Raw genomic sequence first — 18068 nt, 5'->3', positions numbered from 1 at the left:
GAGCGCACTATTTCATGCCACGTTGAAATCATGTCAATTGAAAAATTTAGCGTAGAAAAAGTTTTATCTGTACACCGCTGGACTCCAACTCTTTTTAGTTTCACCATGACTCGCCCTGCACATTTTAAATTTACAGCTGGGCAATTCGCACGTATTGGGCTAAAAGTTGGAGAGGAACTCGTTGTTCGTGCTTATTCGGTAGTCTCATCACCATTTGATGAAACGCTTGAGTTTTTTTCGATTGTGGTACCAGACGGTGCATTTACGTCAAATCTTCAACATTTAAAGGTAGGAGATGAGCTTTATTTAGAAAAAATACCTTATGGTTATTTGACTTTAGCTCGCTATCAACAACCTTTACCGCATGATTTATGGTTATTAGCAACAGGTACGGGTTTAGCTCCATTTTTATCTATGCTACAAGACTTCGATACATGGTCTAAATATCAAAAAATTAATTTGGTCTACAGTGTCCGTACCGGAGCTGAGTTAGCTTACGTTGATCGTATTAAAGAGATTGCTCAAACTTTTGGGGAAGGACATAACGGATTTAAATTTATTTCGATTATTACTCGAGATCCATCTGCGCTATTGCATGATCGTTTGCCGATTCTGATTGAAAATGGTGAATTAGAAAAATCTGCTGGTATAGAGCTGAATCCTGCCACAAGCCACGTCATGCTTTGCGGAAATCCGCAAATGGTAGATGACACGAAAGAGGCTTTAAAACGCCGTGGTTTGACGATGAACCGTCGAGGTGAGGGAAATATTGCGGTAGAAAATTACTGGTAATAAATTGCGGTGAAAACAACTTTATAATTAATTTTATGGATATGTTTATTAGTGGACAAACATATCCATAAATTCGCGAATTTCTGAAATTGCGCTATCTACATCGGTTGAAAGCCAAGTTGGCTCAAAAAGACCTGCATAATGTTCCAAACGATCTTGTGGAACGACTAAGCGAACAGGACAGTCTTCTTCTAGTAAGCGCCAAGGCAAGATTGGAACATCATTGTCTAGAAAAATATTGATATTACGAATATCAACAATCATGGCATTAATGCAGTCAGGAAATGGCATGACCGAAAATTCTTCAGTACGGCGACGAAAATACTCTAAATCACCCCATTTGAGTTCATAACTTGGTTTATTAAATTCAATAATACCAATGAGATGTTCGTCTCTCGTCTGATGTATATAACATTGATGTGTGACGTCAGTGTCGAGATCAAGTGTTACGTTTTGCTGACGATACATCATAAAATAGAGCAGCTTTAAAACAAGGGGGCTTATTATAGCCTATTTTATAAAAAGTAAGCGCTAAAACATATTGTATTACAAATAGAACCTCAAAGAAGCTCGAGCATAACTTGTCATTATTTTTTAATGGCTAAATATTTTTGCCTAAATTTTATACTGTTTTTATTATTTTAATAGTAGAGTTTTGCAAACACAGACACCTTAGCATAATGCTTTTTCACACAATGCAACAAACCAAATTGCTATGATGATTATAAAGTTAATGATAAAAGAAGAGGGGAAAGAAGATGCATGATTTTTCAAAACCACCTCATGTGACGAGTCCTGAAGAAACTGCGAAAAAAAGAAGATTGCCAGTTTACATTTTAATTATTGTTGGGCTTTTTCTTATTGCACTCATCGTCTACATGGTTGCTGATCACAGCAAAACACCTAAAGAAGAAGCCGCTTTTCAACATGAGGTCACACCACATGTCATTAAGAGCACTTCAGATTTGAATATTTATAAAGGTTAATAAGCTAACCAGTATATCTTTATAGAAAGCCTTTGGGATGTGACCTGAAGGCTTTTTTTGCAACCTTTTGCATCAATTTGTTGTATTTATGTAGAAGTGTGTTGATTAGAAAATATTCAAAACATAAGGTGAGATAGACCGCATTTATCGTCATTTTTAACAACGAAAAGTGTTTTTCATAATTGATGGCACTGAAAAGAACATAACAATTGAGGACATAACAATATGAATGAATTTTTTGATGGGCCTCGCGGCGCTCAGTTTGATGCGATGTATTACTGGGATCAGTTTCATCCTATTTTAGCTGCAATCGTCATCTTACTGGTCGGCTGGATAATCGCCTTATTAGTTGCGGCAGGTGTAAAAAAACTTCTGCAAAAAGTAAATACCAATGCAAAATTATCTTCAGCAACTGGGCGTGCTCCAAACATAGAAGGTCTTATTTCAAAAGTCGTATTCTGGTTTATTTTAATCTTAGCTGTTGTCGCAGCTCTCAATGTACTTAACATTAGTGGAGTAAGTGGCCCGTTCAGCAATATGGTTAATCAGGTACTCGTCTATATTCCAAATATTATTGCTGCTGTTGTGGTGGGTTTTATTGGTTGGATCGTTGCTCGACTGGTGCGAGCGGGGGTGACCAATGTTTTATCCCGAACTCAACTTGACGATAAGTTAAGCAGTGAAGTGGGTGTAGGTGGAATTAGCCAGAATATTGGTGAAATTCTTTACTGGCTTGTATTGTTACTTTTCCTTCCGATTGTTCTTTCAATATTAGGATTAACAGGCTTACTGATTCCAGTTCAAAATATGGTAAATGATGCTGTAGCATTCTTACCAAATATCTTTATTGCTGGTGTTATCGTTTTTGTTGGTTATATCTTGGCAAAAATTGTACGCGGTATTGTTGAAGGTTTAGTGAATAGCTTAGGTGTTCAGGCTCAAGCTGAAAAAATTGGTCTTTTCAAAAGCTCTAACGTAGGCAAATTCTTAGGGTCATTTGTTTTCGCAATCATCATTATTACAACATTGATTGTAGCGTTTGAAGCTTTAGGGATTGAGACAATTTCTCAGCCAGCAACAGCAATGCTTAATGAAATCTTGCAGGCGATTCCAAACATTATTGCTGCTGGTTTAATTCTACTGGTTGCTTATATTGTTTCTCGTTTTGTTGGTCGCTTAGTCGCTGAATTAATTGCAGGTACAGGTGTTGATGAGATTCCTGCAAAGTTAGATGTACAACGCTTTTTAGGTCAAACTAAAGTTTCTAATGCAGTTGGCTGGTTAATTGTATTCTTTACTATGCTATTTGCGGTTTCTGAAGCTGCGGATCGTCTTGGTTTCGATCAAATTAGTGGTCTAATTGCAATGTTTATCCATTTCGGTGCAAACATTCTATTGGGCGCTGTAATCTTGGTTATTGGTTTCTGGCTTGCCAATGTTGTGGCGAACGTGGTTCAACGCGGCGAATATAATAGCTCGCGTTGGTTAGGTAGTTTAGTTCGTGTATTAATTATTGGTCTTGTACTTGCGCTTGGTTTAAGAGCGATGGGTATTGCAGATTCAATCGTTAATCTTGCATTTGGTTTGACTCTAGGCGCAGTTGCAGTTGCTTTCGCTCTTGCATTTGGTTTAGGTGGTCGCCAACCAGCAGAAAGACTGTTGAGCGATTTGCTAGATAAAGCTAAAAAAGAAGCGAATGAACCGAATCCGCTTTATCAACCACCGTCTAATACCACAACGAGCAGCCCATCTGCTGGTAGCTCATCTGCAACTACGAGTTCGTCAACATCTACAGTTGCACCAACAACTACAACTTCACCATCAACGGTTTCATCTGATGCAAAACCTGCTGATTCTGCACAAGTAAATCCAGCAGAACCACCAGTAAATAAACCGTTTGGATCTACTGGAGAAAATGACGAAATTTAGTAAGTAAAACTAATTTTCAGATAAACCGTACAAAAAATCTTTGATTTTTGTGATAAGTTCGACCACTCTATATTGAGTGGTCGTTCTTTTTAGACGTTATAAAAACAAATAAGTGAGGAAAATACGATGAAGAAACCAGGTCGTTTTTTAGCACCGATTGTCATTGCGGGAATTACGGTAGGTTTTTTAGCAAGTGCTTATAAATTTGTGTTTAATAAATCTAATTCATCAAAACAGGCAACAACTCATACACGTAATTCTGAAAAATCATCAAATGATTCAAAAGTCTCAAATTAGCTTATTCATCAGTTAAACGTATTGTGCTGCTGCATAAGCGGAAGACCAAGCCCATTGGAAGTTATAACCTCCTAAATGGCCAGTCACATCAAGGACTTCCCCAATAAAAAACAGTCCTTTCTGCTTTTTACTTTCCATTGTTTTGGAAGATACTTCACTTGTATCAACTCCACCTAAAGTAACTTCGGCAGTACGATAGCCTTCTGTGCCTGATGGTTTCACAGCAAAACCATGTAGTTGCTCGGCAATATGATCTAGCTGTGCATCACTGATATTACCAATTGCTGTCTCGCTCTGCTCTGCCCATATAAGTTGTTGTAACTCTTGTACAATACTTTTTGCCGTAAATTCATTCAGAAGAGTACGCAATAAAACTTTAGGTTGGGCTTTCTTTTTGTCTTTTAAATAATTTGCTAAATCTTGGCTTGGGAAAAAGTCAATTTTAAAACTTTCACCAGTATTCCAATAGTTTGAAAGCTGTAAAGAACTTGGACCACTCAAACCACGATGCGTAAACAATAATGCTTCAGTAAAGCTATTCTTCGAGTTACTTAGAGTCACATCTAAAGCATTACCACTTAGGCGTGTAGTGACTTCTTTAATATGATCTGAAAAAGTAAATGGGACTAAACCTGCGCGAGTTGGGAAAACCGTATGTCCAAATTTTTGTGCCAGTTCATAGCCAAACCCAGAACCACCCAAAGTTGGAATGGATAAACCACCTGTAGCAACCACTAATGACTCACAGCTAAATCGGCCTTGGTTTGTGTGTACAGTAAAACCGCCTTTTTCTAATGGATCAATCTGTACAGCTTCACATTGAGTTTGGATATCAACGTTATTGGTTTTATCACATTCACTCACTAGCATCTCTAAAATTTCTTTAGCGCCGTTTAGCGTGAATAATTGCCCGTGTTTTCGTTCTTCATAAGCAATTTTATAATCACATACCAAACCGATAAAGTCCCAGTTGCTATAGCGTGATAGGGCAGAAATAACGAAGTGCGAATTATAAGAAATATAGTTGTCAGGCTCTACATACAGGTTGGTAAAGTTACACTTACCACCGCCCGACATTAAAATCTTTTTACCAATTTTATTGGCTTTTTCTAAAATTAAAACCGAGCGCCCTCGTTTAGCAGCATGTGCAGCCAACATGAGTCCAGAAGCACCTGCACCTAAGACAATGACATCAACATGACTGTTAGACATAAGAGATTCTCGATTAATCGTGAAAATTTAAAAGGGGCATATATTATCATGCCGAGCCTTAGTCATGCTAAAGACATTTACTGCTATGCAGAGTAATGTGCACTAAAAGCTAATAAGTTATTGATGTGATTTATTTCTTATATCTGCCTGTAAACCACCAGAATGAATTGCCAGAATGCGAGTTCCCTCAGCAAAGTAATTATTCTTTATAAGATCAAACAGACCAAACATCATCTTTCCTGTATAGATGGGTTCAAGTGGTACCGCATGCTGCTCTTCAAAACTTTCTATAAATACCAATAATTCGGGTGAAGTTTTTGCATACCCGCCACAGCAGTATGCATCTGTCACAGACCAGTTCTGTTTTTTGGTCCACTGCCGAATTTCTTGTTGTAAAAAGTCACCTTTTAAAGCCGAAAATCCTAAGACTTTTTGATCGGCTGAACTCCTTTCAATAAGACCCGAAATCGTTCCGCCAGTTCCTACTGCACAGCAAATCACATCATAGTTTTGCAAATCGCTTTGACTGATAATTTCCTGACAACCTTGAACTGCCAATTCATTGGTGCCGCCTTCAGGAATAATGAAAGTTTCAGGAAATTGATGACGTAATTGTTGAAGATAGTTTGCATCTTCTCGTAAGCGATATTCATTGCGTGAGACAAAATGTAGATGCATTCCTAAATTTTGAGCTTTTGTTAAGGTTGGATTCAGAGGTTTGTCAGCTAACTCTTCACCACGAATAATTCCAATACTTCTTAAGCCAAAAAGATGAGCGGCATAGGCAGTCGCGGCAATATGGTTGGAATAAGCGCCACCAAAAGTCAAAATGCTCGATAAACCTTGTTGTTTTGCAGCAAGCAAATTGTATTTTAGTTTGAAAAATTTATTGCCCGAAATTTGAGGATGAACTAAATCTAATCGCTTAATGTAGAGATGAACTAAAGAGGGGAGTTCAATATGCTGATAGGAAATAGGTTGGGCAATGTGATCAAACATTAGAAATTGAGAAAAATAATGATTGATCACATTGTAGCTTTTTAAATAGAGCTTTAAAAAGCTGTTTACGAACTTGTATCGACAGAAGTAATCACTGACATGCCAGGGCGTAAATGCTCCATTCCTTCTTGATTTGGATCAATGGTAATGCGTACGGCAATTCTTTGAACCACTTTGGTAAAGTTTCCTGTTGCATTGTCAGGCTTTAATACACTGAACTCGGAACCCGCAGCAGGTGAAATCTGTTCAACATGTCCTGTAAATTTTTTATGTTTCATGGCATCGACTGTGAACCATGCTTTTTGCCCAATTCGCATATTGGCAATTTGGGTTTCTTTAAAGTTGGCAATCACCCAAGTTTGTTGTGGGATGAGGTAGAGTAATTGTGACCCTGCTGCTACATATTGCCCAACACGAGGGTTCACCTCACCAAGTTGACCATCCATTGGAGCAACAATAACGCTATAGTCTTTAGTAGTTTGTGCTTGGTCTAGTTGTGCTTTAGCACTGGAAACTTGTGCTTCTAATCCAGCTTCTGCCACTTGCGCTGTTTTAAGCGCTTCTTTGGCAACTAAAACATTGGCCTCTGCCTGCTTCAGTGCTGCAAGGTTATTTTCAGCATCTGCTGCGGCTTTATCTTGCTCAGATTTAGAAGCTGCTCCACTATTTCCTAACTGTTGATATCGTCTAAGCTGTGCTAAAGAAAGTTCATATTGAGCTTTAACTTGTTCAACTTTAGCCTGTGCAGCCACAATATCAGCTTGTTTTTGAGCAATAGACTGTGTCTGATTGGCTAAAGTATTTTTAGCTTGTTCAACTCCAGAAGCCGCTTGCGTTACTTTTTGATCATAAGTAGTTGCATCAATATGCATTAATACTTGACCCTTTTTAACGTGGTCAAAGTCCTTAACTAATACATCTTTAACATAGCCATTAATTTGCGACGATAAAATCGTTGTTTTACCTTTAACATAACTATTGTCAGTTTGCTGAACGCTCGTTGCGAAGGGTCCGATTCTCCATGCCCACAAAATCACTAAAATACCAACAATGAGCACAACTAGCATCCATAATAAAGTTGAGCGTTTTGTTGGAATTAGTTTGCTCGCAGGTGCCGGTTCGTTAGATGGAGCGGGAGCTGCTTGAGGTGGAGCTTGTTCCGGTTTGTTTTGATCATCTGACATATATCAATCTCAATTTCTATTTCATCAATAAAGAAGCCATTAAGGACGGCTAATTCCTCTACGTTGTAGATATTTACTACGTGCAATATTAAATCCACCCCACAAGAGTAGGGCGATCGCAAAAATACCGTTTAATGCAATTACATCATTGTAGGCACGCACTTGCGCTTCACGAGTGACCACTTGATTAAGTGAGCGCATGGATTGGGCTGTTTGTAATGCTGGGTCAGTAGTCGTAACTGATGCACTGCGTTGATAGGTCGAGAGCCTTTGAGCAACTAGAGGATCTGCTTGTTCTAAATCTTTAATAATCTCTGCCTGATAGTTTTGCGTACGATGTTGTTGATAGGTCGAGAAGAAAGAAGACCCAACAAGACCACCGAAGGTTTGGGTAGCAGAGAACAGCACAATAAAAGTCACCACATACGAAGGGCCTTTAGCCAATGTTTGCGCAAAGCCGATCAGGAGCAATGGCCCAATAAATAAACCACCTGCAAAGCCTACTAAAAACTGACTTGCAAAGAAGTTCACAGGTCGGACATCACTGGTTAAGTGATAATCTAATCCACACGCAACTAAAATTAAAAATTCTGCAAAAAGTAAGTGGAAGATAATCCGTTCGCGTGAAAAAGTCAGTGCACTAAAAAGTGTTCCGCTTAAAATCCCTACCAATATGACCACATAGAGTGGAACAAATTGGTCAGGACCCATTCCCATAGTTTTTAAGAAATTAACAGCTGCGTAGCTTTGTTCTGACATTAAAAGTCGAATGGCAAAGGCACCAAAAATGAAGCGTAGGGTCGAAGCGGCACCTAACCAGCGTGTCATAATTAATGGATTGGCACGATAGTGCTCATAGAGCAAACCAAGAATAACTAAGCTAAAACCTGCAATTAAGACGTAAGCAAGCCATTCACTGTTAAACCACCATAAAATTGGACCTTGCGTGAGCACAATACACAAGCAGGCAAAACCTGGAGCCAATAAAGCAAATGTAAAGAAATCCTGCTTCTCAAAAACATAAATTCTTAAGCTACGTGGTAGCTTCAATGAAACGACCATGGCTAAACAACAAAGTGCTAAGCCGAGCTCAAACGTATATAGAACAGACCAACTGTCTGTATTTACAAGAAATGGAGAAATAATCCAAGCTAATGGTACGCCAAGTTGCTGAAAACCAAAGGCAATATATATACCTTTTGCCATGTCTGCTTTTTTAAAAGCTTGCATGGTGTAATACATACCTAGTGAGCTTAATGGCGCACCAGCTAAACCAGCTACAACCCGCGCAAATAGGGCCATTTCATAAGTATGCACAAAAATATGTAATACCAGAACTGCAATAAAAATCACGAGTCCTATTTCAGAAAATATTCTCAGGCCATACTGTTGCCGGGCTTTAAATAAAATCAGGTTTGAACTGACATTTGCCATGACATAAGCAGCAGGCAACCAAGCCGCTTCGGAAGGAGTTAGTCCATACTCACCTTGGATTAAAGGTAAATTTGCCGTAATAAAACCATTACTTAAGCTTGCCGAAAGGGCGATAAATAAACCAATAAAAAAGTAAATAAACCGCTTAGGTACAGAGTGTGCAATAGCTGCTGGTGAACCAGGTAAAGTCGGTTGCTCTTCTGGTGTCCAGTCGGGTGGTGTTTCTAAGTAACGAGGCGTTTTACTCATTCTATCCCTCGAATTTTTTGTATTTGAATACCATGAAATAGTAATTCAATTGCTCGTTTTGCTAAGCGAGTCTGTTCTTCTGGCTCATGTCCTTGAAATGAAGAACCCAACATTGCTGTGACCATTGCATAGTCATCGGCGGTCAGATCAGCTCGGCACAATTTTTGTTCTATCGCATTTTCAATCAGTGGGTTAAGTGCATTATTTCGCCGTTCATAAATTTTTAACATAATTGGATCTTGTCGATCAATCACTCTCCAAAAATCTTGCAAAATTGCGAGTTTGGGAAGTTGCCCAATATGTCCTTCAATTAAACGAAATAAACCATCTTCGAATTGTTGAAAATGAGCTGCTTTTTGCTCTAGCTGTGTAATCGCACGTTCTAAAAGTGCACTAATTAAAGCTTTTCGATCACAAAAGTTACGGTAGAACGTCGCTCTGCCGACCCCAGCGTGGTCAATCACAACTTGTAAGGGAACATTAATACCATGAATACGAAAACATTCTTCGGCTGCATTGAGTAATTCATCCCGATTATGGGCAGCAATTTTTTGACGTTTACTCATGTCATCGGTTTGGGGAGTTCTAAAGGTTATATATTTAACGGACATTTTTGTCCGTTGTGAAGATTTAAATTGTAAAAACATGAAAATTCAATTTTCATCATTTATATCTTGGCCATTTTTATATGTGTCACAAAAAGCTGTTAGAATACCGCGCAATTGCATGATGCTAGGTCAATACAATGTTTGAGTCCCTTATTCCTCTTTTTTCAATTGCGATGGCATTGATGCTTGGAGCAATAAGTCCTGGGCCAAGCTTTATTTATGTTGCACAAAATTCAATTTCTAAATCACGTAAACATGGGTTGTTTACCGCTTTAGGGACGGGGACAGGCGCAGCGCTTTTTGGTCTATTAGCAGTTATGGGATTGCAAGCAGTTTTATTGGCGGTGCCTTCTGCTTATCTAATTTTAAAAATTGGTGGTGGGCTATATTTGCTTTGGCTGGCTTTTAAAATTATTAAACATGCTAAAGAACCAATTGCGATGGAAAACGATGGCAAATCGAAAATGACCTATAAGCAGGCATATCGATATGGCTTAATTACCCAGTTAAGTAATCCAAAAATCGCAGTTGTATTGGCCAGCGTATTTACGGCTTTACTGCCAAAAGAAATTCCAAATTATTACTACGTCGCATTACCAGTGATTTGTTTTATGATTGATGCGGGTTGGTATTCATGTGTTGCGATGCTGTTATCTTCAGAGAAGCCTCGAAAAATGTATCTGAAAGCAAAAACAGGGGTGGATCGAGTTGCTGGAAGTATTGTGACTTTATTGGGTTTAAAATTAATTTTCTTCAAATGATTATTCTTTAATTAAAATATCTACAAAATCCAAAGCCAGCTATTTATAGTCTGGCTTAATTTTTGCGTAAAATATATACAAATTGAAATATCTTTTTTAGCACTTAAACACTTTAAAAGTGGTAACTTAATAAATAAAACAAAAAGAAATGAGGATCACGTTATGAAAAAACTAATGGTGAGCATTTCTGTAGTTTTTCTCATCTTAACTACAGGATGTGAGATGAGAACAATGAGCAAGCAACAGCCAGCAAATGAGCGGACCATGAGTATTGTGGGTACTCCGGTTCATGAAAAGGATTATAAAATTTCCGATATACAAGTGAATAATCATGAGCAATCTAACTATTAGGTTACTTGCTGGATGTGCAACTTACTGTGTTTTGAATATGGTAAGTGCATGTGAGCCTACTTCTTTAGATTGGGAGCTTTTTCAGGAAAAATATGATTTAAATCATGATGGCATGTATAGCCAAAAAGAATTTCAACGGGTTGAAGACTTTTATCCTTATAACTGGCCGAGTGATAAGCGTTTTCAAGGTGAAAACAAACAGACAGAGCTATTTCATTATTTAGATGAAAATAAGAATGGCTATTTAACAAATGAAGAGTTGGGAAATATACACGTTTTATTTAATAACCCTTGCGAAGGGTGGCCGTGGTCCTAATTTAGTAAGCCCCGTTTAAACCTATTCAAACCCCTTAAAAATAAAAAAGCTCCCAATTTAGGGAGCTTTTTTAAAAGCAGATTAAGAAACTTTATCGCCAGGTTTCGCACCGCTGTCTGGAGAAATAATGAAAATACCTTCACCATTTCCGGCAGCAAGTACCATGCCGTTTGAAATACCAAAACGCATTTTTCGTGGTGCAAGGTTAGCAACCATAACAACCAATTTACCTTTTAGGTCTTCTGGTGCGTATTGGCTACGAATACCACTAAATACGTTACGTGGTTCAGCCTCACCAACGTCTAACGTCAGTTGAAGTAATTTATCTGAGCCTTCAACTGTACCTGCTTCAATGACCTGAGCAATACGCAAGTCAACTTTTAAGAAGTCTTCGATACCGATAATTTCAGCTTCACCCACTGCTGGAGCAGGCATTGCTTTTTTCTCGGCAGCTTTGTCCTTTTTCGCCGTTGCTTTAGTTGCTTCTGGAGCAGGAGCACCTAAAGACTCTTTAGAAGCATCAACCATAGCTGCAACAGCTTTTGGATCAACACGCTGCATAAGCGGTTGGAACTGCGCAATCTCATGACTTACAAGAACTTGTTTACGTGACTCGAAATCGAAACTTTCAAGTTTTAAGAAATCTTGAACTTGCTTGGCCAAAGTTGGAAGAACTGGAGCCAAGTACACTGCAAGTTGACGGAATAAGTTGATACCCACAGAGCAGACGTCAAGAACTTGTTGCTCTTGACCTTCTTGTTTAGCAAGTGCCCAAGGCTTTTTCTCATCAATATATTGGTTTGCACGGTCAGCTAGCGCCATAATTTCACGGATCGCCGTAGAGAATTCACGTGCTTCATATGCAGCAGCGATTGAATCGCCAGCATGAATAAAACTTTGTACTAAATCAGTTTCTGCACATTGAGCAGATAACGTATTGTTAAAGTTGCTGTTGATGAATTTCGCACAACGGCTAGCAATATTAACGACTTTACCGACTAAGTCTGAATTTACTTTTTGAACAAAGTCATCAAGATTTAAGTCAGAGTCTTCAACTTTATCTGAAAGCTTAGATGCAAAGTAATAACGTAAATATTCTGGGTTTAAATGCTGTAAATACGTCTCGGCCTTAATGAAAGTACCACGTGACTTAGACATTTTTTGTCCATTTACAGTCAAGAAACCATTTACAAAAAGACCAGTTGGAGTGCGATAGTTTGCACCTTCAAGCATTGCAGGCCAGAATAAAGCATGGAAATAAACAATGTCTTTTCCAATAAAATGATAAACATCGTTTTGGCTGTCTTTTTTCCAGAAATCATCAAAGTTTAAATCTGGGCGTTTAATTTTGATGTAGTTTTCAAAACTAGACATATAACCAATTGGGGCATCTACCCATACGTAGAAATATTTATTTGGTGCGTCTGGAATTTCAAAGCCAAAATATGGTGCATCACGAGAAATATCCCAGTCTGCTAAACCAGCTTCAAACCATTCATCTAACTTGTTCGCAATTGAAAGAGGTAAACGACCTTCATCACGCGTCCATTTTTGTAAATATTCAGAGAAGTTTGGAAGCTTGAAAAAATAGTGATCTGATGATTTTTCAACTGGTGTTGCACCACTTAAAGTCGAACGCGGGTCAAGTAGCTCAGTTGCATTGTAAGTTGTACCGCACACTTCACATGAGTCGCCGTATTGATCTTCTGATTTACATTTGGGGCATGTACCTTTAATGAAACGGTCAGACAAGAACATCCCTTTTTCTGGGTCAAATAACTGAGTTACAGGACGAACTGCAATATTTCCAGCTTCACGGTTTTTAATATAGATATCTGTTGAACGTGCTTTGTTTGCATCGCTATGCGTTGAATCGTAATGATCGAAATGTACCCCAAAACCGTCAAAATCACGGATGTGTTCTTTTTGAACATTCGCAATTTGCTCTTCTGGGCTAATACCATTTGCTTCGGCACGTAGCATAATTGCTGTACCGTGAGCATCATCCGCACATACATAAGTCACATCATGACCCATTGCTCGCATGGCACGAACCCAGATATCTGCCTGGATGTAACCGAGTAAATGACCCATATGAATTGGACCATTAGCATAAGGGAGGGCATTAGTGACTAAAATTTTACGCACGGATTTCATTCTCTCATTCGTATTTATAAGGTGGAAGATTTTAACTGATGCAGGGAGATAAGCAAAGATTAATAATCTCCAGCTTGGCATAAGCGATTTCTATTAAAATGGATTTTGGTCAGGCATGGTTTCTCTTTAGAACAGATAAACAAATCAAAAAATATTTGAATCTTCCTGTATTGTCTTTGTTTCAAATTGCAGTTACGGTCAGAAAATAAGCCATAACGATGTATAACTAATAACTTATTCAGGTAATTTTTTAATTAACTATGAGGATAACAACGATGACTACAGAAAATAAATTAGATGAATTAAAGGCAAAAGCGGCTGATGCAAAAGTACAAGGTGAAAAAGCTTTGGACGATTTAAAGGAAAATGTAAAAGAGAAGCAAGCTGCTGGTAAAGAAGCAGTTGAAGATAAGGTAGACCAATTAAAGGCAAAAGCAGCTGATGCGAAAGTACAAGGCGAAAAAGCTTTGGACGATTTAAAGGAAAATGTAAAAGAGAAACAAGCTTCTGGTAAAGAGGCTCTTGAAGAAAAAGCAACTGATTTAAAAGGTAAATTTGAGGATGCTCAGCATAGTCTACAAGACAAGTTTGATCACTTGCGTACAGAAGCAGCTCATAAACTTGACGATGCTAAAGCCAAAGCTGCGGAATTAAAGGAAGAGGCTGCTACAAAATTTGATGAGTTGAAAACGCAAGCAACAGCAAAACTTGATGAGTTGAAGAAAACTGCAACCGATAAACTCAATAAATAAAAGAATCATGATTCTGCTGAATAAGCTGATTTAAACTAAAATCTGCACTCCTTACCTAAAAGATGAGATCTGAAGTGAGTAATTATTCATCCCAAGGTGAGCGAGTGTGGAGCAATACTGTTACACTATCTCCATTAAGCTGTAATGATCTGTTTTTGGAGTAAACAATATGTCTTGGCTTTCTTCATTAAAGTCCGTTTTTTCACCCGCACAAGAGGTGAAAGAAGATGAAATCCAAACCGTACTCCAAAATTATTTATTACCGCATTCAAAAGATGCTTTAAAGGAGCGCATTAGTCAGCTTCAAGTTCAGGGTCGTGTATTACAACTTACGATTAATACATTTCCTGATGAAAAAGAGCATTTGCAGCAAATCCATGATGATTTAGCTGGTGCATTAGAAAAGTGCGGTATTGAAGAACTTAATTTACACGTGGTTCAACAAAAGCGCCCTACACAAGAAAGTTCAAATTTACCTCCTGTGCTTGATGCCTCACCTAAATCAGAAACAGATCCAAATAATCCACCGATTCAAAAAGCCGCTCCGCAACAAAGAGATGTTCCACTTCACCCTCGCATTAAGAATGTTATTTTAGTTTCATCTGGAAAGGGCGGCGTTGGTAAATCGACAACTACGGTCAATTTGGCGCTTGCCTTGCAAAAAATGGGTCTTAAGGTTGGGGTATTAGATGCTGACATCTATGGCCCAAGTATTCCCACAATGCTAGGAAACGCTGGCAAAACTCCACTTATTGAAAGTGAAAATTTTGTACCTTTAGATGCTTATGGTATGGCTGTGCTTTCTATTGGACATTTAACTGGTGATAACAATACACCTGTTGCATGGCGTGGACCAAAGGCAACAGGCGCTCTAATGCAATTGTTTAATCAAACGCTTTGGCCTGATTTAGATGTACTCATGATTGATATGCCACCAGGTACTGGTGACATTCAGCTTACGCTTGCACAGCGTATTCCGGTTACAGGCTCAATCATTGTGACTACTCCACAAAATGTTGCCTTGCTTGATGCGACCAAAGGAATTGAGTTATTTAATAAAGTGGGTATTCCCGTATTAGGTGTTGTCGAAAACATGTCGACTCATATTTGCTCAAACTGTGGTCACGAAGAGCAAATTTTTGGTATCGGTGGTGGTGATAAGCTTTCCGAGCAATACCATATTCCATTGCTAGGCCGTTTGCCTCTAAATGCTCAAATACGTGAACATGCTGATCAGGGTAAACCGAGCGTTGTGGCAATGGATGATGCGGCTGATAGTTATATTGAGATTGCTAAAGCAGTCTGGCAGCAGATTGAAAAAATCCCTCAACGCACACGTGATGATAAGCGTATTTTCTAATTTATTAAAACCCGGCTTTAAGTCGGGTTTTTTATCATCTGATTAAAATAAAAAATTAAATTACTGAATCCTAATAACAAAGCTGAACTTGAAATTGGCATGTAGATTGCTACCTTACACTTTTTAAAAAGAAAGGTTAAAAAATGCAATTTAAGTATAGTTTGGGCGTAATCAGTTTATGTAGCGCTTTATTTTTTGTTGGATGTAACGATGACAACTCATCTGCTTCACAAACCCCAACAGTTCAGGAACAAAAACAGAAGTTACAGCCGATCATTATTCAAGGGGCTTTGCCAGTAGAATCGGAAAAAATGGCTTCAAAATTACAGAATGTGACTGTTGAAACATTAGGCGGATGGACTTTCTGGAAAGGAACCTATAACGGTTATCCAATGATTATTTCTAAAACTCGCATGGGTATGAGTAACTCTGCTGCAGCAACTGCTCTAGCGATTGAGCGTTATAAACCGATTGCGATCATTAATCAGGGAACTTCAGGTGGACATGATCCTGATTTGCATGTTTACGATATTGTTTTAGGAAAATATACAACCAATATTGGTGCATTTAGAACTCCTAAACAGCCAGTGGGTGGTGGTTCAAACTCACTCACATGGGTTGAGGCTTTTGACGTTTTGCCAACAGATGAATCTGACCCAGAGCCGATTGCGATACGCAAATTTGAAGGTGACAGAGAATTATTAATGGCGGCCCACAAAGTCCGTTATGATAAAGGTGATGTGGTTGAAGGAACAATTGGTTCAGCAGATGTCTGGAATAATGAGCTAGATCGTATTCAATTTTTCCATCAACGTTATGGTACTTCTGTTGAAGAAATGGAAGCAGCATCTGTTGCGCAAATCGCAAGTCAATTTAACGTTCCTTTCCTAGGCATTCGAATCTTATCTAATAATATTACCAATAATGGAGCTTATGACCCTGGTACAGGAGAGGCTTGCCAAGAGTATGTACTTAATGTGGCTGAAGAATATATGAAATCAAAATTGCCGAAATAATGATTTAAACTTATGCAAGAAGAGTGAAAATTTTATAAAACCTCTTCTTGCTTCTTTTGACGATGTCTACTTTTCCAGTTTTTAACAACCATCCAGCGCCAGAAAATTTCTGTGCATATATATAAAATAACAGCAAATACAAAAGCTTCTACAACAAGTCCAGTCATCAAGATTTTCGCGAGGCTAAAATCAATGTGGCCATGGCCGAAATGAGTAATCCAACGAGAAATCTGATGCAATACACCCAGCAACATTTCTTTGTTAATCATATGCACATGAAAAATGTGGGCACCGAACCAAAAACCAATATATAGAATAGGAACTAATGTAAGCGGGTTACTTAACCAAGCGAGCATCAAGCTAATTGGTAAATTTACTTCGAATAGTAATACAGCCATCACAATAAATACGCTGTGAAAAGGAATAGGCAGTAAACCAAAAAAAGTTCCGACAAAAACAGCTCGGGTAATTGATTTTCGATTGACATACCAAAGCACAGGATTAAGGGTTTTTTTACCAAAAATCCTTAGAAATTTCATATTTGAAACTTTCTCGGGGGAGGGAAGCCAAGATTGAAAAAAATGCTTTGCCATAATCATTAAGGGTAGTAAAGCGCGATGCTCTATATAAAAAATCAGAAACAATATATGAATTGAAACTTATTAAAAGCTTAAAATTTAAACTTACCAGTGATATATATTTTTTATTATAAAGACTTTTGATGGAAAAATAGACTTAAAATAAAAATAGTTATGTTACTTAACTCAGAATCTATTTGAAAAGTATAACAACTGACCGTAAAGTTTTCTTCTCGAATTTATGTGGTAATTTTATAAATATTTGTTTTTATATACTTTATTTTTATTTTGAAAATAACTTGAAATACTTTGTCTTACAATTACCTTTTGCCTTGTGACAGGATATCTATTAATCTGAGATGACTATATTGTGAGGTCATTCAATGATTTCATGGCTTTTTATTGGCTTAGTAGCCACAATTTTACTTACTCCAGGCCCAACCAATACTCTGCTCGCTTCTTCAGGAGTACAAGTGGGTTTAAGGAAGTCAGTAAAACTTATTCCAGCAGAAGTTTTGGGTTATGTAATCTCTATTTCTGCATGGGGAATGCTGATTGGAAAAGTGTCTAGCACACTACCAATGCTGCCGCCTATTCTAAAGCTATTGAGCGCTTGCTATATTATTTTCTTAGCCATCAAGTTATGGCATACGGCAAATCAAGAAGTTGAATTAAATCAGCCAACGATTCGTGCTCGTGAGTTATTCTGCGCCACTTTATTAAACCCAAAAGCCTTACTCTTTGCCTCAGCAATTTTCCCGGTAGCTGCATGGAGTAATTTTCATATTTATTTAATTCATATGATGGCTTATTTAGCGCTTATTACCCCAATTGCATTGTTCTGGATTTTCTTGGGATCGGTTTTAGCTTCTAAGAAAGTGGGTTGGTTAAATCAAACTAACTTGCAAAAAACCGCTTCACTTGTATTGGTCAGCTTTTCAATTCCAATTAGTTATTCTGCTTTACTGAACCTTTAAACGTACTGCTGAGCTATTCTTATTTATTTGAGTAGCTCTGTGTTGTTTTCATAATTGGTTTTTTAAGTTAAAGTACGTCGAAATCAATGAATTTACCTTTTGGATAGAAA

General features: G+C 38.0%; 19 protein-coding genes. 11 read left to right on the top strand and 8 right to left on the bottom strand.

All coding sequences use genetic code 11. The features are described from left to right. Window positions 1-30 precede the first annotated feature (30 nt). Window positions 31-792, top strand: a complete 762-nt coding sequence (locus MKL33_RS10710; protein ID WP_270906936.1) for a ferredoxin--NADP reductase — start codon at window positions 31-33, stop codon at window positions 790-792. Between the two features lie 48 nt (window positions 793-840). On the opposite strand, the gene MKL33_RS10705 is transcribed toward MKL33_RS10710, so the two are convergent. Then, window positions 841-1260, bottom strand: coding sequence for a hypothetical protein (locus MKL33_RS10705; RefSeq protein ID WP_014205905.1), 420 nt, complete (start codon window positions 1258-1260; stop codon window positions 841-843). 290 nt (window positions 1261-1550) lie between these two features. Here MKL33_RS10705 and MKL33_RS10700 point away from each other — a divergent pair, with 290 nt between their 5' ends. From MKL33_RS10700 to MKL33_RS10690, 3 genes are all read left to right on the top strand, one after another. Continuing rightward, entirely contained in the window at window positions 1551-1778 is a 228-nt protein-coding gene (locus MKL33_RS10700; RefSeq protein WP_002120072.1) for a hypothetical protein, read from the top strand. 225 nt (window positions 1779-2003) lie between these two features. Further along, window positions 2004-3707 carry a mechanosensitive ion channel gene (locus MKL33_RS10695; protein ID WP_270906935.1) on the top strand — a complete coding sequence of 568 codons (1704 nt, stop codon included), beginning with the start codon at window positions 2004-2006 and terminating at the stop codon, window positions 3705-3707. Window positions 3708-3833: 126 nt separating this feature from the next. Next, complete coding sequence (locus MKL33_RS10690; RefSeq protein WP_202733365.1) at window positions 3834-4004, top strand: hypothetical protein; 171 nt, start codon at window positions 3834-3836, stop codon at window positions 4002-4004. 12 nt (window positions 4005-4016) lie between these two features. Here MKL33_RS10690 and MKL33_RS10685 read toward each other — a convergent pair whose 3' ends face one another. The 5 genes from MKL33_RS10685 to MKL33_RS10665 form a co-directional block, all read right to left on the bottom strand. Next, window positions 4017-5216, bottom strand: a complete 1200-nt coding sequence (locus tag MKL33_RS10685; protein ID WP_270906934.1) for an NAD(P)/FAD-dependent oxidoreductase — start codon at window positions 5214-5216, stop codon at window positions 4017-4019. A 117-nt stretch (window positions 5217-5333) separates the two neighbouring features. Further along, the gene (locus MKL33_RS10680; protein ID WP_270906966.1) at window positions 5334-6215 is read right to left on the bottom strand and encodes a 1-aminocyclopropane-1-carboxylate deaminase/D-cysteine desulfhydrase; all 882 of its coding nucleotides are present in this window, start codon (window positions 6213-6215) and stop codon (window positions 5334-5336) included. A gap of 65 nt (window positions 6216-6280) precedes the next feature. Continuing rightward, window positions 6281-7399 carry an HlyD family secretion protein gene (locus MKL33_RS10675; RefSeq protein WP_068613122.1) on the bottom strand — a complete coding sequence of 373 codons (1119 nt, stop codon included), beginning with the start codon at window positions 7397-7399 and terminating at the stop codon, window positions 6281-6283. Between the two features lie 39 nt (window positions 7400-7438). Continuing rightward, the gene (locus tag MKL33_RS10670) at window positions 7439-9082 is read right to left on the bottom strand and encodes an MFS transporter (RefSeq protein WP_270906933.1); all 1644 of its coding nucleotides are present in this window, start codon (window positions 9080-9082) and stop codon (window positions 7439-7441) included. Then, window positions 9079-9648 carry a TetR/AcrR family transcriptional regulator gene (locus tag MKL33_RS10665; protein WP_002120318.1) on the bottom strand — a complete coding sequence of 190 codons (570 nt, stop codon included), beginning with the start codon at window positions 9646-9648 and terminating at the stop codon, window positions 9079-9081. Before MKL33_RS10665 ends, MKL33_RS10670 begins: the two co-directional genes overlap by 4 nt. 179 nt (window positions 9649-9827) lie before the next feature. On the opposite strand from MKL33_RS10665, the gene MKL33_RS10660 reads away from it, so the two are divergent. From MKL33_RS10660 to MKL33_RS10650, 3 genes are all read left to right on the top strand, one after another. Continuing rightward, entirely contained in the window at window positions 9828-10451 is a 624-nt protein-coding gene (locus MKL33_RS10660) for a LysE family translocator (RefSeq protein ID WP_002120398.1), read from the top strand. Between the two features lie 162 nt (window positions 10452-10613). Then, window positions 10614-10802 carry an NF038215 family lipoprotein gene (locus MKL33_RS10655; protein WP_005071047.1) on the top strand — a complete coding sequence of 63 codons (189 nt, stop codon included), beginning with the start codon at window positions 10614-10616 and terminating at the stop codon, window positions 10800-10802. After that, window positions 10783-11118, top strand: a complete 336-nt coding sequence (locus MKL33_RS10650) for a calcium-binding protein (RefSeq protein WP_270906932.1) — start codon at window positions 10783-10785, stop codon at window positions 11116-11118. Before MKL33_RS10655 ends, MKL33_RS10650 begins: the two co-directional genes overlap by 20 nt. Before the next feature lie 81 nt (window positions 11119-11199). Here the strand turns inward: MKL33_RS10650 and metG are convergent, their stop codons facing one another. After that, window positions 11200-13266: a methionine--tRNA ligase gene (gene metG / locus MKL33_RS10645; RefSeq protein WP_270906965.1), complete on the bottom strand. Its 2067-nt coding sequence runs from the start codon at window positions 13264-13266 to the stop codon at window positions 11200-11202. 284 nt (window positions 13267-13550) lie between these two features. Between metG and MKL33_RS10640 the strand changes: the two genes are divergently transcribed. The 3 genes from MKL33_RS10640 (at window position 13551) to MKL33_RS10630 (ending at window position 16403) form a co-directional block, all read left to right on the top strand. Then, the gene (locus MKL33_RS10640; protein ID WP_270906931.1) at window positions 13551-14027 is read left to right on the top strand and encodes a hypothetical protein; all 477 of its coding nucleotides are present in this window, start codon (window positions 13551-13553) and stop codon (window positions 14025-14027) included. A gap of 169 nt (window positions 14028-14196) precedes the next feature. Further along, window positions 14197-15387: an iron-sulfur cluster carrier protein ApbC gene (apbC, locus tag MKL33_RS10635; protein ID WP_270906930.1), complete on the top strand. Its 1191-nt coding sequence runs from the start codon at window positions 14197-14199 to the stop codon at window positions 15385-15387. Window positions 15388-15530: 143 nt separating this feature from the next. After that, on the top strand, window positions 15531-16403 hold the full coding sequence (locus MKL33_RS10630) for a 5'-methylthioadenosine/S-adenosylhomocysteine nucleosidase (RefSeq protein WP_069035954.1): 873 nt from the start codon (window positions 15531-15533) through the stop codon (window positions 16401-16403). Between the two features lie 32 nt (window positions 16404-16435). Here the strand turns inward: MKL33_RS10630 and MKL33_RS10625 are convergent, their stop codons facing one another. Then, window positions 16436-17002 (bottom strand): DUF2062 domain-containing protein, encoded by a 567-nt coding sequence (locus MKL33_RS10625; RefSeq protein WP_017401861.1) that lies wholly within the window; start codon window positions 17000-17002, stop codon window positions 16436-16438. A 362-nt stretch (window positions 17003-17364) separates the two neighbouring features. Between MKL33_RS10625 and MKL33_RS10620 the strand changes: the two genes are divergently transcribed. Beyond that, window positions 17365-17958: a LysE family translocator gene (locus MKL33_RS10620; RefSeq protein ID WP_005071033.1), complete on the top strand. Its 594-nt coding sequence runs from the start codon at window positions 17365-17367 to the stop codon at window positions 17956-17958. The last annotated feature ends 110 nt before the right edge of the window (window positions 17959-18068 follow it).

Source organism: Acinetobacter sp. AOR43_HL, from assembly GCF_027854635.1.
Lineage (GTDB): Bacteria > Pseudomonadota > Gammaproteobacteria > Pseudomonadales > Moraxellaceae > Acinetobacter > Acinetobacter pittii.
Note: the sequence above shows the minus strand (reverse complement) of the source record. Positions and strands in the feature narration are given on the sequence as shown.